Origin of the sequence: Massilia agilis, assembly GCF_024756255.1 — a bacterium.
Lineage (GTDB): Bacteria > Pseudomonadota > Gammaproteobacteria > Burkholderiales > Burkholderiaceae_D > Telluria > Telluria agilis.
In genome coordinates this window covers 1,350,338-1,365,423 of record NZ_JANUHB010000001.1, presented here as the reverse complement: position 1 = coordinate 1,365,423, position 15,086 = coordinate 1,350,338, and the positions used below count along the sequence as shown (strand labels likewise).

The 15,086-nt window shown below is 65.0% G+C and carries 16 protein-coding genes; 14 read left to right on the top strand and 2 right to left on the bottom strand.

Going from position 1 to position 15,086, the window contains the following annotated elements; all coding sequences use genetic code 11:
- Positions 1–103 precede the first annotated feature (103 nt).
- The 4 genes from NX774_RS06180 to NX774_RS06165 are packed head-to-tail and all read left to right on the top strand — an operon-like array spanning position 104 to position 3,765.
- Positions 104–1,033 (top strand): branched-chain amino acid ABC transporter permease, encoded by a 930-nt coding sequence (locus NX774_RS06180; RefSeq protein ID WP_258821276.1) that lies wholly within the window; start codon positions 104–106, stop codon positions 1,031–1,033.
- A 14-nt stretch (positions 1,034–1,047) separates the two neighbouring features.
- The gene (locus NX774_RS06175; protein WP_258821275.1) at positions 1,048–2,259 is read left to right on the top strand and encodes an ABC transporter permease subunit; all 1,212 of its coding nucleotides are present in this window, start codon (positions 1,048–1,050) and stop codon (positions 2,257–2,259) included.
- 11 nt (positions 2,260–2,270) lie between these two features.
- Positions 2,271–3,041: an ABC transporter ATP-binding protein gene (locus NX774_RS06170; RefSeq protein ID WP_258821274.1), complete on the top strand. Its 771-nt coding sequence runs from the start codon at positions 2,271–2,273 to the stop codon at positions 3,039–3,041.
- A gap of 1 nt (position 3,042) precedes the next feature.
- On the top strand, positions 3,043–3,765 hold the full coding sequence (locus NX774_RS06165) for an ABC transporter ATP-binding protein (protein WP_258821273.1): 723 nt from the start codon (positions 3,043–3,045) through the stop codon (positions 3,763–3,765).
- 197 nt (positions 3,766–3,962) lie between these two features.
- On the opposite strand, the gene phaP is transcribed toward NX774_RS06165, so the two are convergent.
- Positions 3,963–4,523, bottom strand: coding sequence for a TIGR01841 family phasin (phaP, locus tag NX774_RS06160; RefSeq protein WP_258821272.1), 561 nt, complete (start codon positions 4,521–4,523; stop codon positions 3,963–3,965).
- A 320-nt stretch (positions 4,524–4,843) separates the two neighbouring features.
- Between phaP and NX774_RS06155 the strand changes: the two genes are divergently transcribed.
- The 3 genes from NX774_RS06155 (at position 4,844) to pbpG (ending at position 7,715) form a co-directional block, all read left to right on the top strand.
- Positions 4,844–5,734 (top strand): DMT family transporter, encoded by an 891-nt coding sequence (locus NX774_RS06155; protein ID WP_258821271.1) that lies wholly within the window; start codon positions 4,844–4,846, stop codon positions 5,732–5,734.
- Between the two features lie 8 nt (positions 5,735–5,742).
- Complete coding sequence (locus NX774_RS06150; protein ID WP_258821270.1) at positions 5,743–6,438, top strand: nitroreductase; 696 nt, start codon at positions 5,743–5,745, stop codon at positions 6,436–6,438.
- A gap of 164 nt (positions 6,439–6,602) precedes the next feature.
- A complete protein-coding gene (pbpG, locus tag NX774_RS06145; protein ID WP_258821269.1) occupies positions 6,603–7,715 on the top strand; it encodes a D-alanyl-D-alanine endopeptidase in 1,113 nt (370 codons plus the stop codon).
- Between the two features lie 96 nt (positions 7,716–7,811).
- Here pbpG and NX774_RS06140 read toward each other — a convergent pair whose 3' ends face one another.
- On the bottom strand, positions 7,812–8,597 hold the full coding sequence (locus NX774_RS06140; protein ID WP_258821268.1) for an IclR family transcriptional regulator: 786 nt from the start codon (positions 8,595–8,597) through the stop codon (positions 7,812–7,814).
- A 145-nt stretch (positions 8,598–8,742) separates the two neighbouring features.
- Between NX774_RS06140 and NX774_RS06135 the strand changes: the two genes are divergently transcribed.
- The 7 genes from NX774_RS06135 to NX774_RS06105 all read left to right on the top strand — a co-directional run bounded on the left by NX774_RS06135 (position 8,743) and on the right by NX774_RS06105 (position 14,664).
- Positions 8,743–9,129 carry a diacylglycerol kinase gene (locus NX774_RS06135; RefSeq protein ID WP_258821267.1) on the top strand — a complete coding sequence of 129 codons (387 nt, stop codon included), beginning with the start codon at positions 8,743–8,745 and terminating at the stop codon, positions 9,127–9,129.
- An 88-nt stretch (positions 9,130–9,217) separates the two neighbouring features.
- Positions 9,218–9,856, top strand: coding sequence for a peroxiredoxin (locus NX774_RS06130; protein WP_258821266.1), 639 nt, complete (start codon positions 9,218–9,220; stop codon positions 9,854–9,856).
- A gap of 172 nt (positions 9,857–10,028) precedes the next feature.
- Complete coding sequence (locus NX774_RS06125; protein ID WP_258821452.1) at positions 10,029–10,802, top strand: sulfite exporter TauE/SafE family protein; 774 nt, start codon at positions 10,029–10,031, stop codon at positions 10,800–10,802.
- 113 nt (positions 10,803–10,915) lie between these two features.
- On the top strand, positions 10,916–11,764 hold the full coding sequence (cysT, locus tag NX774_RS06120) for a sulfate ABC transporter permease subunit CysT (RefSeq protein WP_258821265.1): 849 nt from the start codon (positions 10,916–10,918) through the stop codon (positions 11,762–11,764).
- A complete protein-coding gene (cysW, locus tag NX774_RS06115; protein ID WP_258821264.1) occupies positions 11,761–12,657 on the top strand; it encodes a sulfate ABC transporter permease subunit CysW in 897 nt (298 codons plus the stop codon). The genes cysT and cysW overlap by 4 nt, the downstream gene beginning before the upstream one ends.
- A 1-nt stretch (position 12,658) precedes the next feature.
- The gene (locus NX774_RS06110) at positions 12,659–13,732 is read left to right on the top strand and encodes a sulfate/molybdate ABC transporter ATP-binding protein (RefSeq protein WP_258821263.1); all 1,074 of its coding nucleotides are present in this window, start codon (positions 12,659–12,661) and stop codon (positions 13,730–13,732) included.
- Positions 13,729–14,664, top strand: coding sequence for a CysB family HTH-type transcriptional regulator (locus NX774_RS06105; protein WP_258821262.1), 936 nt, complete (start codon positions 13,729–13,731; stop codon positions 14,662–14,664). The genes NX774_RS06110 and NX774_RS06105 overlap by 4 nt, the downstream gene beginning before the upstream one ends.
- Positions 14,665–15,086 lie beyond the last annotated feature (422 nt).

The following is a 15,086-nucleotide window of genomic DNA, read 5'->3' as shown; positions in this document are numbered from 1 at the left end:
TGCGTCATAGCGAACGGTTGCGGCAACACCACTTTGTCAGGCCAGAGCGGCACTTCGGGAACGGGGTGCCGTTTTTGTTAGTTGAAGAAAAGGCAAGCAATACATGGAGACTTTCATCCAGCAGATCCTCAACGGTCTGGTGCTAGGGAGTATGTACGCCCTGGTCGCGCTCGGCTACACGATGGTGTACGGGGTGCTGAACCTGATTAACTTCGCCCACGGCGACGTCCTGATGATCGGCGCCATGGCCGGCCTGTCGATCCTCAAGCTGCTGGAAGCTTACGCGCCTGGCCTGCCGGGCTACGTGCAACTGGCCATTGCGATCCTTGGCGCCATTCCGGTGTGCGCGCTGGTCAACGTGCTGATCGAACGCGTCGCCTACCGCCGCCTGCGCAACGCGCCGCGCCTGGCGCCGCTCATCACCGCCATCGGCGTGTCGATCCTGCTGCAGACCATCGCGATGATGATCTGGGGCCGCAGCCCGCTGCCGTTCCCGCAACTGCTCTCGTCCGAGCCGATCGTGATCGCCGGCGCCATGATCTCGCAGACCCAGGTGCTGCTGCTGGTGCTGGCCGCCGTGGCGATGTTCGGCCTGGTGCTGCTGGTCGAGCGCACCCGCCTTGGCCGCGCGATGCGGGCAGTAGCCGAGAACCCGCGCGTGGCCGGCCTGATGGGCGTGGATTCGAACCGCGTGATCGTGGCGACCTTTGGCATCGGTGCGGCGCTGGCCGCGGTGGCGGGCGTGATGTGGGGCGCGAACTATGCGTCGATCCAGTTCGCGATGGGTACCGTGCCCGGCATGAAGGCCTTCTCGGCCGCGGTCCTGGGCGGTATCGGCAACATCTACGGCGCCATGATCGGCGGGATCGTCCTGGGCATCATCGAGAGCCTGGGCGCCGGCTACATCGGCGACCTGACCGGCGGCTTCTTGGGCAGCCACTACCAGGACATCTTCGCGTTCGTCGTGCTGATCCTCGTGCTCACCGTGCGCCCCTCGGGCATCATGGGCGAGCGGGTCGCCGACCGCGCCTGAGGGAGGAATCGCACATGGCTCTCCTCACGTTCGACACCCAGCACAAGCCGCGCCAGTCGTACGCCAGCATGGCGGTGCTGCTCGCGGTGATGATCGCGTTCCCGTTCTTCGCCAGCCACTACGGCAACTCGTGGGTGCGCATCCTCGACATGGCGCTCCTGTACATCATGCTGGCGCTGGGCCTGAACATCGTGGTCGGCTTCGCGGGCCTGCTGGACCTGGGCTACATCGCGTTCTTCGCGGTGGGCGCCTACCTGACGGGCCTCTTGGCGTCGCCGCAGTTCGCCACGCTCTTGCAATCGATCGTCGATAACTACCCGGCGCTGGGCGAGGCGCTGGTGGCGATGATGGGGCCCGAGATCGTCCAGAACGGCATCCACCTGTCGGTGTGGTTCATCGTGCCGCTGGCCGCGGCGATCGCGGCGCTGTTCGGCGCGCTGCTGGGGGCGCCCACGCTCAAGCTGCGCGGCGACTACCTGGCCATCGTGACGCTCGGCTTCGGCGAGATCATCCGCATCTTCATGAACAACCTGAACGACCCGATCAACTTCACCAACGGGCCGCAGGGCATCAACATGATCGACCCGATCCGCATCGTTGGCGTGTCGCTGGCGGGCGAGGCCGGTTCGGGCGCCACGGTGAACGTGCTCGGGCTGTCCATGCCGTCGGTGAACGCCTACTACTTCCTGTTCCTGCTGCTGTGCATTGCGACGATCTTCATCACCGGCCGGCTGCAGCATTCGCGCCTGGGCCGCGCGTGGGTCGCGATCCGCGAGGACGAGATCGCGGCCAAGGCCATGGGCATCAACACCCGCAACGTCAAGCTGCTCGCGTTCTCGATGGGCGCGTCGTTCGGCGGTGTGGCGGGAGCCATGTTCGCGGCCTTCCAGGGCTTCGTGTCGCCCGAATCGTTCTCGCTGACCGAATCGATCGCCGTGCTGGCGATGGTGGTGTTGGGCGGCATTGGCCACATTCCGGGCGTGGTCATGGGCGGCATGCTGCTGGCCGCGCTGCCGGAAGTGCTGCGCCATGTGGTCGAACCGGCCCAGCAGGCGGTGTTCGGCAAGGTGGTCATCGAGGCCGAGGTGCTGCGCCAGCTGCTGTACGGCCTGGCGATGGTCCTGATCATGCTGAACCGTCCGGCCGGCCTGTGGCCGTCGCCGAACAAGGAAGACCGCCCGACCGCGGCAACCCAGGACGATGACGTCGAAACGTCGGCAGCGTGAGGGAGAAGACGATGAGTGACCAGATCCTTCTGAACATCGCCGGCGTGAACAAGCGTTTCGGCGGCCTGCAGGCGCTGACCGATGTAGGCATCACGATCAACAAGGGCCAGATCTACGGACTGATCGGCCCGAACGGCGCGGGCAAGACGACGTTCTTCAACGTGATCACCGGGCTGTACCAGCCGGACAGCGGCACCTTCGAGCTGGACGGCAAGCCGTATTCGCCGTCGGCCCCGCACGAGGTGGCCAAGGCCGGCATCGCGCGCACTTTCCAGAATATCCGCCTGTTCGGCGAGATGACCGCGCTCGAAAACGTGATGGTGGGTCGCCATGTGCGCACCCGGCAAGGCGTGTTTGGCGCGATCTTCCGCCACAAGGCCGCGCGCGCGGAAGAGGCGGCGATCCGCCAGCGCGCGCAGGAGCTGCTGGACTTCGTGGGCATCGGCCGGTTTGCCAACCGCACCGCCAAGTTCCTGTCCTATGGCGACCAGCGCCGGCTGGAGATCGCGCGTGCGCTGGCGACCGAGCCGAAGCTGCTGGCGCTGGACGAGCCGGCGGCCGGCATGAACGCGACCGAGAAGCTGGCGTTGCGCGAGCTGCTGGTGAAGATCAAGGCCGATGGCAAGACCGTGCTCCTGATCGAGCACGACGTGAAGCTGATGATGGGCCTGTGCGACCGCATCACCGTGCTCGAATACGGCAAGAAGCTGGCGGAAGGGCTGCCGGCCGAGATCCAGAAGAACCAGGCCGTGATCGAGGCCTACCTGGGAGGTTCGCACTGACATGAGCGAAACGATTCTGAAAGTCGCCGGCCTGAAGGTGGCCTACGGCGGCATCAAGGCGGTCAAGGGCGTTGACCTCGAGGTGCGCAAGGGCGAGCTGGTGACGCTGATCGGCGCCAACGGCGCGGGCAAGACCACCACGCTCAAGGCGATCACCGGCACGCTCCCGCCGTGCAAGGTGGACGGCGCGATCTCGTACCTGGGCCAGCCGCTGGCGGGCAAGCAGTCGTTCCGGCTGGTCGAGCAGAAGCTGGCCATGGTGCCGGAAGGGCGGGGCGTGTTCACCCGCATGACGATCCACGAAAACCTGTTGATGGGCGCCTACACGCGCCGTGACCAGGCGGGGATCGATGCCGATATCGAGAAGTGGTACGCGGTGTTCCCGCGGCTGAAGGAGCGCTCGGCGCAGCTGGCCGGCACGCTGTCGGGCGGCGAGCAGCAGATGCTGGCGATGGCGCGCGCGCTGATGTGCCATCCCACCCTGCTGCTGCTGGACGAGCCGTCGATGGGCCTGTCTCCGATCATGGTGGAGAAGATCTTCGAGGTGATCCGCGATGTGAGTAAGCAGGGCATCACGATCCTTTTGGTGGAGCAGAATGCGAAGCTGGCGCTGCAGGCGGCGCATCGCGGCTATGTGATGGATTCCGGCGCGATTACCATGACCGGCAATGCCCAGGACATGCTGCACGATCCGCGGGTGCAGGCGGCGTACCTGGGCGAATAGCGACCACAAGCGTTGGCACGTCGTCCCCGCGAAGGCGGGGACCCATGCTGAATGTGCTGGCTCGCGGCTCCTTCGCAGTTCGGCCAGCTCAGCATGGGTCCCCGCCTCCGCGGGGACGACGGTTTTATAGCTAACAATGAAAAACGGGGCGGAACCGCGCAGGTTCCACCCCGTTTTTTTATAAACCGTTTGGCCGATTACGCGGCAGCAGCGGTCGCCTTTTTCGCAGCCTGGTTGAACTGGGCAAAGGCGGTGTTGAAGTTCGACTCCATTGCTTCGGCAGCCTGCTTGGCGGTCTTGGTGAACTGCTCGTAGCCGGCGTTGGCGTTGCTGATCGCGGTCTTGACCGCGGCGACAAAGTTCTCCGAACCGGCCGGGGCGTTCTTGCTCACTTCGTCCACCAGCGAGATCACCTTGCGGTTCGCTTCGACGATCTGGTTTTCTGCCGCTTTCGACAGCTCTGCGCCGGCGCCCACCGCGATCGATGCGAGCTGGCGACCGTACGACAGCGCCTTTTCGGCGGTCGGCTGGGCCTGGGCGGCGGTCAGCGAGAAGAATTCTTGCGGGTCTTTCGCTTGCAGCAGCTGGCGGGCGGCAGCCGAGGATTCTTCCAGCGTGGCCTTGGCGGCGCTGATGTTCAGGTCGACCAGCTTCTCCATGCCCTCGAAGGTCTTGGAGGTGAGCGAAGACAGCATGGCGAACTGGGTTTCGAGGTTGGCCTTGGTGGCGTTCGAGAACTGCTCAGGGATTGCAAACATGTGGTTCTCCAATTCTAGGCATTGAGGGATGATTGCCGTGTACTCGGTGAGGCAGAAAACAGCGTTGCTACCTGGCGGCGCTGCGCTATGGTGCACCGCAACAGAATCAATTTTTACTGAGATTGCCGAACACGTCAAGAAGATTTTGATGCGCCGCACAATGTAAAGTTCAAGTGTTGCAAACTTGCATCGGAAACAACGCTTCCTGCATAAGAAGTAACTGCAGTGCAACACCGAGCGGCGCCGCCGCAGTCCCAACCCGCAGAGGGGCAGGATGTGCTCATGCTAGACTGCAATCTTTTCTCTCTGCTAGCTCGTCTGTGACCATCCCCGCCGCCCGCGCGACGCACGCCTGGCTCGCTCCCGTCCCGATCTTCTTCGTGTTCCTGTGGAGCACCGGATTCATCGTTGCCAAATATGGTTTGCCGTATGCGCCGCCGCTGACTTTCCTGATCCTGCGCTGCGGTGCGGCAGTGCTGGCGCTGCTGCCCGCGGTGGTGGTCGCGCGCGCCCCGTGGCCGACGGGCCGCATCGGCCACGTGGCGGTGGCCGGGCTGCTGCTGCAGGCGGGGTACCTGGGCGGGGTCTGGTCCGGCATCAAGCTGGGCATGCCGGCTGGCTTGACCGCGCTCATCGTTGGCATGCAGCCGATCCTGACCGCCTTCGCGGCGCCGCTCATCGGCGAACGGGTACGCCCGCGCCAGTGGCTGGGCCTGCTGCTTGGATTGTCCGGCGTGGCGCTGGTCGTCTATGCGAAGATCAGCCTTGCGGGACTATCGCCGGCGGCCATCGCGTATTGTGTGTTTGCGCTCCTGTCGATCACGGCGGGAACGCTGTACCAGCGGCGCTACTGCCCCCGGTTCGACTTGCGCACCGGCACCGTCATCCAGTTCAGCGCCACCGTGGCCGTGCTGGTGCCGCTGGCGGTGGTGCTGGAGGGCCTGGATCTGCGGCTGTCGCAGGTCCAGTGGAACGTCCATTTCGTCGGCTCGCTGCTGTGGTCGGTGTTTGCGCTGTCGATCGGCGCCATCTTCCTGCTGTTTAAGCTGATCAGCCGCAACGAAGCGACGCAAGTCACCAGTTTGCTTTACCTGACGCCGCCAACGACGGCCATCATGGCATGGTTGATGTTTGGCGAAGCCTTGAGCCCGGCCGGATTGCTGGGCATGGCCATCGCCGTGGCCGGCGTCGCCTTTGTAGTCAAGAAATAGGAGAAACAATGATTCACAACCCTCAGCAGGAAGCGGTCGATGCCGCGATCACGTCGCGCCGTTCGATCCGCGCGTACCTGCCCACCCCGGTCGCGCGCGAGGATCTCGAGAAGATCCTGGAGGTCGCCGCCCGCGCGCCGTCCGGCACCAATATCCAGCCGTGGAAGGTGTATGTGCTGACCGGGGCGAAAAAGGAGGCGCTGTCCGACGCGATCCTGGACGCCTACAACGATCCGGAAAAGAACAAGGAGCATAGCGAGGCCTACTTCTATTACCCGCGCCAGTGGGTGTCGCCGTTCATCGAGCGGCGCCGCAAGGTGGGCTGGGACTTGTACGGCCTGTTGGGCATCACGCGCGACAACAAGGCCGGGATGGCCCACCAGCACGGGCGCAATTTCCGCTTCTTCGATGCCCCGGTGGGCCTGATCTTCACGATCGACCGCGTGCTCGAGCAGGGTTCCTGGATCGATTACGGGATGTTCCTGCAAAACATCATGGTCGCGGCCCGTGCACGCGGGCTGGACACCTGCCCGCAAGCGGCCTTCATCCATTATCCGCGCATCATCGCCGAGCACCTGGGCCTGGGTGAGAACGAAACGGTCGTGTGCGGCATGTCGCTCGGCTGGGCCGACCCGGACAAGGTGGAAAACTCGCTGGTGACCGAACGTGAGCCCTTGGACGCATTCGTGCGCTTTATCGAGTAGGGCATACTAGCGGAGGCCGCCGCGTCAAGCTTTCCCTGCTTGTTTGACGGCGGCTGTTGCAGCTTGGCAAAAGGCGGCGTTCAATAGGAATTTCGCTTGCGCTCGCATCCTGTTTGGATACACTTTCATGCAGTACTCATCAGTTCGCATCGAGGGTTTTTCAGATGTATAAGTTTGCGTTCGCCACTGTCGCCTTCTTGCTGTTCGCCACCGAGCCTGCCGTGGCGGCCGGCACGTCCGCCAAGAGCGCTGCCAGTGCCAAGCCGGCCCGGCACCACATCCACAAGGCCAGCGCCAAGCGCAAGGACCTGGCCCAGCAGATCGCCGACGACAACCGCGAACGCATGGTGCGCCGTATCGAAATGGTCCACGGCAAGCGCAAGGTGACGTGGCAGCGCGTGCGCCGCGCGGCGCCGGCGGTGGCGGCCCTCAGCGCCGGCGACCTGGCGGGCCTGAACCTGACCCATGATCCGCTCGACCTGCGCTCCAACGTGGCCCTGGTGCTCGATCAGGAAACGTCCGAGGTGTTGTTCGAAAAGAATTCAAGCGTGGCCCTGCCGATCGCGTCGATCACCAAGCTGATGACGGGCCTGGTCGTGGTGCAGGCGCACCAGGACATGGACGAGGTGCTGACCGTGACCGAGGCCGATGTGGACCGCCACAAGTTCACGAGCTCGCGCCTGCGCGTGGGCGCGCGCATGAGCCGGCGTGACCTGTTGCACATTGCGTTGATGAGTTCCGAAAACCGCGCCGCTGCCGCGCTCGGGCGCAATTATCCGGGTGGCATCTCGGCCTTCGTGGCGGCCATGAACGACAAGGCGCGCGAGCTGGGCATGAACGACACGCACTATGTCGATTCCAGCGGGCTGTCGAGCGACAACGTGTCGAGTGCGCGCGACCTGGCCAGGCTGGTCGCGGTCGCGCACCAGGAACCGACGCTGCGCGACTACACCACGTCGCCCAACTATGTGGTGACGGCGAACGGGCGGCCCATGCGGTTTGGTAACACCAACTACCTGGTGTCGCTGCCGGACTGGAATATCGGGCTGCAGAAGACCGGCTTCATCAACGAAGCGGGGCGCTGCCTGGTGATGCAGGCGCTGATCCAGGGCCGCAACGTGATCATGGTGTTCCTGGATTCCAAGGGCAAGATGTCGCGCACCGCCGACGCGGGCCGCATTCGCCGCTGGCTCGAGGCGCTCAAGCCGTCCAGCTTCTCGGCGGCAGAGCCGGCCACCACGCTGTCGTCGGTAACGACGGCGCCGGACGTCCGCTGATTTCGTAGTGCGTAGGGTGGGCTCCCGAGCCCACGCTGTCGCACGGGCCGCGTATCGCGCGTGGGCTCAAGAGCCCACCCTACGCTGCGTGGCGGTTCAGGCCGCGCTGGCGGGGCGGTAGCCAAGCGTGGCCGAAATCTGCGCTGCGGTGCTGACCAGATCTTCCAGCCAGTCCTCCTGCAGGCGGTCGGCCGGCGCCGAAATCGACAGGCCGGCAACCAGCTTGCCGGTGTCGTCATGGATGCCGGCTGCCATGCAGCGTACGCCCAGTTCCAGCTCTTCGTTGTCGCGCGCATAGCCACGCGCGCGCACCAGCGACAGCTCGCGTTCCAGCTTGGCCAGGTCGGTGATCGAGTTCTTGTTGTGGCCCGCCAGGCCGGTGCGGGTGGCGTACGCGCGGATCGCCTTGGGCTCATCGACCGACAGGAACAGCTTGCCGGTGGAGGTCAGGTGCAGCGGGGCGCGCCCGCCGATCGCGCGCACCACCTGCATGCCCGAGCGCTCGGAGAAGGAACGGTCGATGTACACGAGCTCGTCGCCCTGGCGGACCGACAGGTTGATGGTCTGCTGGGTTTTCTTGTGTAGCGCGCGCATGAAGTCCACGGCGGCTTCGCGTACCGACAGGCGGCTCTTGACCACGTTGCCCAGTTCGAGCAGGCGCATGCCGAGGCGGTAGGTGCCCGGCTCGACCCGATCGACGAAGCGGGTCACGACCATGTCGTTGAGGATGCGGTGGGCGGTGGAGGGATGGAGCCCGGAGATCTTGGACAGTTCCTTGAGGCTTACCGGGTCCGGATAGGCGGCCAGCGCATCGAGCAAGGCAACCATGCGCTCGATCACCTGGATCGATGTCTTGGCCGGTTCTACGGTGTCCATTTTCATGATGTGGTTGGTGCACTGCAGTAAATCTGCTTCTTTATACCATATGCTGAAACGCGAAGGCAAACACTTAGCCGTTTGACCAGCATGGACTGCCCGGCCGCGCCGCGCACAGGCATAATGGGAGTAGTGCATAATCGGACAATCCATGGACAACCTGACCAGCGAATTCAAGAGCAAGAGCGGGCTGCGGCGCATCCTCAACGCTTTCTACAACTCGTTTGACGGCTTCAAGGCCGCCTGGAGCACGGAATACGCGTTCCGGCAGGAGATCCTGGTGTTCACCATTGCGACCGCGGTGGCGCTGTCGCTGCAGGTGTCGGGCTTCCAGAAGCTGGTGCTGATCGGGGTGCTGGTGGTGGTGCTGATCGTCGAGCTCATCAATTCGGCGCTGGAGGCAGTGGTGGACCGCATTTCGCTGGAGCGCCACCCGCTGTCGAAAAAGGCCAAGGACATCGGCAGCGCCGCGGTGGCGCTGTCGATCGGGCTGGCCGCGGTGACCTGGGCGGTGGTGCTGTACACCCGTTACTTCTAGCAGGTTTGCGCCGGTTCGATCTGGCGCACAATGCCGGTCCGGCTTCACGGCATGATGGCGTTTTACCCTTTCACCTGAGGAGATGACCATGAGCTTACGCTTGGGCGATACCGCCCCCGATTTCGAGCAGGATTCCTCCATCGGCAAGATCCGTTTCTACGACTGGGCAGGCGACTCCTGGGTCGTGCTGTTCTCGCATCCGGCCGACTTCACGCCGGTGTGCACCACCGAACTGGGCCTGACCGCCAAGCTCAAGCCCGAGTTCGACAAGCGCAACGTCAAGGCGATCGCGCTGTCGGTCGACCCGGCCGAGTCGCACAAGCTGTGGACACGCGACATCGAAGAAACGCAGCAGTGCGTGGTGGGCTTTCCCATCATCGCCGACCAGGACCAGAAGGTCGCCAAACTGTACGACATGATCCACCCCGAGCAGTCGCAAACCGCCACGGTGCGCACCCTGTTCGTGATCGACCCGCGCAAGAAGGTGCGCCTGATGATTGCGTACCCGATGAGCACCGGCCGCAATTTCGACGAGGTGCTGCGGGTGATCGACGCGCTGCAGCTGACCGACAGCCACAACGTGGCCACGCCGGGCAACTGGAAGCAGGGCGGCGACGTGATCATTCCGCTGTCGGTCAAGGACGAGGAAGAGATCAAGCGCAAGTACCCGAAGGGGTACACCGCGCCGCGGCCTTACCTGCGCATGACGCCGCAGCCGAACAAGTAAGCGGCTGGTAGGGTGGGCTCTTTAGCCCACGCCGTTGCACGCGGTGCGTGACAAGCGCGTGGGCACGAGTGCCCACCCTACAACCGCGAGAACACGCATAAGCAAATAAGGAAGCTGTTGTTTGCATAACGGCGGCAGCCATTTACCCTTGAGCCAAACTTGAGGGTAAATGATGTCGTTGACTTACGTTATGAGTGGTTTTGCAGTCGGCCTGCTGGTCGGAATGACCGGCGTGGGCGGCGGCTCGCTCATGACGCCGCTCCTGACGCTGCTGTTCGGCGTCACGCCATCGGTTGCCGTCGGCACCGACCTGGCCTTTGCCTCACTGACCAAGACTGCCGGCACCATCACCCACCGCTCCAAGGGCAATGTGCAGTGGGGTATCGTGCTGCGCTTGTGCGCCGGTGCCTTGCCGGCCGCCCTCGTCGCCACCTTCGCCTTGCATCAGTTTGGTGCGCTCACCCCCGCCATTGGCCTGGTGATCCGTTATTCGATCGCCGTTTCGGTGCTGCTGACGGTGGTGGCGTTGATCTTCCGGTCGCGTATGCTTGCCTGGGTGCATGCCAGCCCTGGTCGCCAGCTGCACGGGCGTGCGCTGTCGCTGGCCACCGTGCTTGCCGGCGCCGTGCTTGGCACGCTGGTGACCATTTCTTCCATTGGCGCCGGCGCGATCGGCGCCACCATCCTGCTGATGCTGTACCCACGCCTGACGCCGGCCGAAATCGCGGGCACCGACATCGCCTACGCGGTCCCGCTGACCGCCATCGCCGCCGCCGGGCACTGGTGGCTGGGCTCGATCGACTGGCTGCTGCTGGCCACCTTGCTGGTGGGCTCGGTACCGGGCATCACGCTCGGCGCCTGGGCCTCGCGCGCGGTGCCGGAGCGGGTGGCGCGCACGCTGCTGGCCGTCACGCTGACCGGTGTTGCCGCAAAGCTCATCTATTGAAGACTTCGCTACATAGCCAAATCGTCATATGCAAATGAAGAATGCTTCGTTTGGTTTATGAGTTGGCAGTGCGATGATGGGGACCCTTTAGAAGGAAATGTAATAAGGTCCCCATGTCCCTGTTTTCCGCGCCGCGCAGCAGCCCCGGCCGGGTCATCCCCGGATTCGGGCTCTCGCTCGGCTTCACGTTGTTCTACCTGGCGCTGATCGTCTTGATCCCGCTGTCGGCGGTCTTCCTCAAAACCTTTACCCTCACCTGGGATGCGTTCTGGAGCGCGGTCAGCTCGGAGCGGGTGGTTGCGTCCTATCGCCTGAGCTTCGGCGCCGCGCTAATCGCCGCCTTCCTGAACGTGATCTTCGGCGGCATCGTTGCGTGGGTGCTGGTGCGCTACCGATTTCCCGGCAAGCGCTTCATCGATGCGCTGGTAGACCTGCCGTTCGCTCTGCCCACTGCGGTGGCGGGCATTACGCTCACCGCGCTGTATTCGCAAAACGGCTGGATCGGCCAGTACCTGACCAAGTTCGGGTTGAAGGTGGCGTTCACGCCGCTGGGGGTGGTGGTCGCGCTCACCTTCATCGGCCTGCCGTTCGTGGTACGCACGGTGCAGCCGGTGCTGGAGGAATCGGAGCGCGAGCTGGAAGAAGCGGCCGCCAGCCTGGGCGCCTCGCCGCTGCAGACCTTCGTGCGCGTGGTGCTGCCGTCGATCGTGCCGGCGCTGCTCACCGGCTTTGCGCTCGCGTTCGCGCGTGCCACCGGCGAATACGGCTCGGTGATCTTCATCGCGGGGAACATCCCGATGGTGTCCGAGATCACGCCGCTCTTCATCATCACCAAGCTGGAGCAGTACGACTACGCGGGCGCCACGGCGATTGCCGTGGTGATGCTGATCGCGTCGTTCATCATGCTCCTGACGATTAACCTGCTGCAGTCGTGGGCACGCAAACGGGCGGGCAAGAAATGAGCGCGGTCATCGATCAACAAGCCGCGCCGGCCCGCCAGCAGGCGAGCACCGACCTGCTCGAGCCGGGCTGGGTGCGCTATGCGCTGCTCACGGTGGCGCTCTCGTTCCTGACGCTGTTCCTGTTCGTGCCGCTGGTGGCCGTGTTCACCGAGGCGCTCAAGGGCGGCTGGCATACCTATGTCGAAGCTATCCTCGACCCGGACGCCATCTCGGCCATCAAGCTGACGCTGATCGCGGCCGGCATCTCGGTGCCGCTCAACCTGGTGTTCGGCGTGGCCGCGGCCTGGTGCATCGCCAAGTTCGATTTTCCGGGCAAGAGCGTGCTGCTCACGCTGATCGACCTGCCGTTCTCGGTGTCGCCGGTGATCGCGGGCCTGATCTACGTGCTGCTGTTCGGCGCGCAGGGTTGGCTCGGTCCGTGGCTTTCGGATCACGACATCAAGATCCTGTTCGCCGTGCCGGGCATTGTGCTGGCGACGATCTTCGTCACCTTCCCGTTCGTGGCGCGCGAGCTGATCCCGCTGATGCAGCAGCAGGGCACCGAGGAAGAAGAGGCGGCGCTGGTGCTGGGCGCATCGGGCTGGACCACCTTCCGCAAGGTGACGCTCCCGAACATCAAGTGGGGCCTGCTGTACGGCGTCATCCTGTGCAATGCGCGGGCGATGGGCGAGTTCGGCGCGGTGTCGGTCGTCTCCGGCCACATTCGCGGCGAGACCAACACCATGCCGCTGCAGGTCGAGATCCTCTACAACGAATACAACTTCACCGCCGCGTTCGCGATCGCGTCGCTGCTGGCGCTCTTGGCGCTGGTCACGCTGGCGGTCAAGTCCTTCATCGAATGGCGCCTGCACACGGCCGGCCAGCCGGGCGCCGACGGCAATACGGAGCAATAGCATGACGATCGAAGTCCAACACATCCGCAAGCAGTTCGGCCAGTTCACGGCGCTGGACGACGTGTCGCTGCAGTTCCCGGACGGGCAGCTCACCGCGCTGCTCGGGCCTTCCGGCTGCGGCAAGACCACGCTGCTGCGCATCATCGCGGGCCTGGAACATCCGGACGCTGGCAGCGTGCTGCTCGACGGGCACGATGCGTCGCGCCGCCATGTGCGCGAGCGCCAGGTCGGCTTCGTGTTCCAGCACTATGCGCTGTTCAAGCACATGACGGTGTTCGAGAACGTCGCGTTCGGCCTGCGTGTCAAGCCGCGCAGCGAGCGGCCCAGCGAAGCGCAGATCCGCGCGAAGGTAAAGCAGCTGCTGGAGCTGGTGCAGCTGGACTGGATCGCTGACCGCTACCCCCCGCAGCTGTCGGGCGGCCAGCGCCAACGCATCGCATTGGCGCGCGCGCTGGCGGTGGAGCCGCGCGTGCTGCTGCTGGACGAGCCGTTCGGCGCGCTGGACGCCAAGGTGCGCAAGGAGCTGCGCCGCTGGCTGCGCCGCCTGCACGACGAGCTGCACGTGACCTCGATCTTCGTCACGCATGACCAGGAGGAAGCGCTGGAAGTGGCCGACCAGGTGGTGTTGATGAACAAGGGCCGGGTCGAGCAGCTGGGTACGCCGGACCAGGTGTACAACCAGCCGGCCTCGCCCTTCGTGTACGGTTTTTTGGGCAACGTGAACCTGTTCCACGGCCGCGTGCGCGAAGGCGTGCTGGCCAGCGGCAGCGTGGAGCTCGAGGCGCCGCAGCATGCGAATGTGGCCGATGCGCAGGCCGTGGGCTACGTGCGGCCGCATGATTTGGAAGTGGAGCGCTACACGCCGGACGCCGAGGGCATCGTGGTCACGCTGCGCCGTGCGCACGCGATCGGGCCGCTGGCGCAGCTGGACCTGGAGCGGCTGGATAACGCGGAGCTGATCGAGGCCGTGATCCCGAACGAGCGCTATGGCAAGCTCGCGCTCAAGGAAGGCGAACAGCTCGTGGTGCGGCCGCGCCGCATGCATGTGTTCGTGGACGAGGGGAGCAACATATGAACTTCCAGCAGTTGCGCTCCGTACGCGAGGCTGCGCGGCGCGGCTTCAACCTGACCGAGGTGGCCAACGCCCTGTTCACGTCGCAGCCCGGCGTGTCGCGCCAGATCCGCGAGCTGGAGGAAGAGCTCGGGGTGGTCATCTTCGAGCGCAACGGCAAGCGCCTGACCGGGCTGACCGCGCCCGGCAAGGGCATCCTCAAGATCGTCGAGCGGCTGCTGGTGGAGGCGGAGAACCTGCGCAACGCCAGCGCCGAATACGCGGCCCAGGACAGCGGCACGCTCACCGTGGCCGTCACGCACACGCAGGCGCGCTACGCGCTGCCCGAGGCGGTGCAGGCGTTTCGCATGGCGTTCCCGAACGTGCGCATCGCCTTGCAGCAGAGCGCGCCGGAGCATATCGCGGAGCTGGTGCTGTCCGGGCGCGCGGATATCGGGATTGCGACCGAAGGCCTGTCGGCGTTCCCGGAGCTGGTGTCGTTCCCGTGCTATCGCTGGAGCCACCTGGTCGTGGTGCCGGAAGGGCACGAGCTGCTATCGAAAACGCCGCTGCGGATCGAGGACCTGGCGACGCACCCGATCATCACTTACGACGTCGGGTTCACCGGACGCGGGCACATCGACTCGGCGTTTGTCGAGGCCGGGATTGCGCCGGACGTGGCGCTCACGGCGATGGATTCGGACGTGATCAAGCAGTATGTGGCGCTGGGCATGGGCGTGGGGATCGTGGCGTCGATGGCGTTCGACCACGGGCGTGACAAGGGCCTGCGCGCGATCGGCGCGTCACACCTGTTCGCGCCCAACGTGACGCGGCTGGCGCTGCGGCGCGGCGCGTACCTGCGCGACTATGCGTATCACTTCATCGAGCGCTTCGCGCCCAAGGTGACGCGCGGCGAGATCGAGAAGGCGCTGCTGCCGATGGGAGAGGCGGCGTAGGGCTTGAACGGCGGCCAACGCCGGCTCGTCGTCCCGGCCCAGCTAACTCAAGCACGGCGTCCTGGCGAAAGCCGGGACCCATGCCGAGCGTGGAACCACGCGGCTTACAAATATCGCGTTAGCCTCAAACCGTCGTCCCCGCGCAGGCGGGGACCCATGGACCGTTTGCACGATATGGAAAAGCGCCGACAGTCCGCGCGCTCAGCATGGGTCCCCGCCTGCGCGGGGACGACGGTTTTGGGGGCGGTGGCTTGTGCGAATGCAGGTTGGCTTCACGCGCAGCATGGGTCCCGGCTTGCGCCGGGACGACGGTTTTTTTGGGGGGGCTTGTGCGGACGCAGGTTGGCTGCACGCGCAGTATGGGTCCCCGCCTGCGCGGGGACGACGGTTTTGGGGGCGGGTGCTTGTGCGGACGCAGGTGG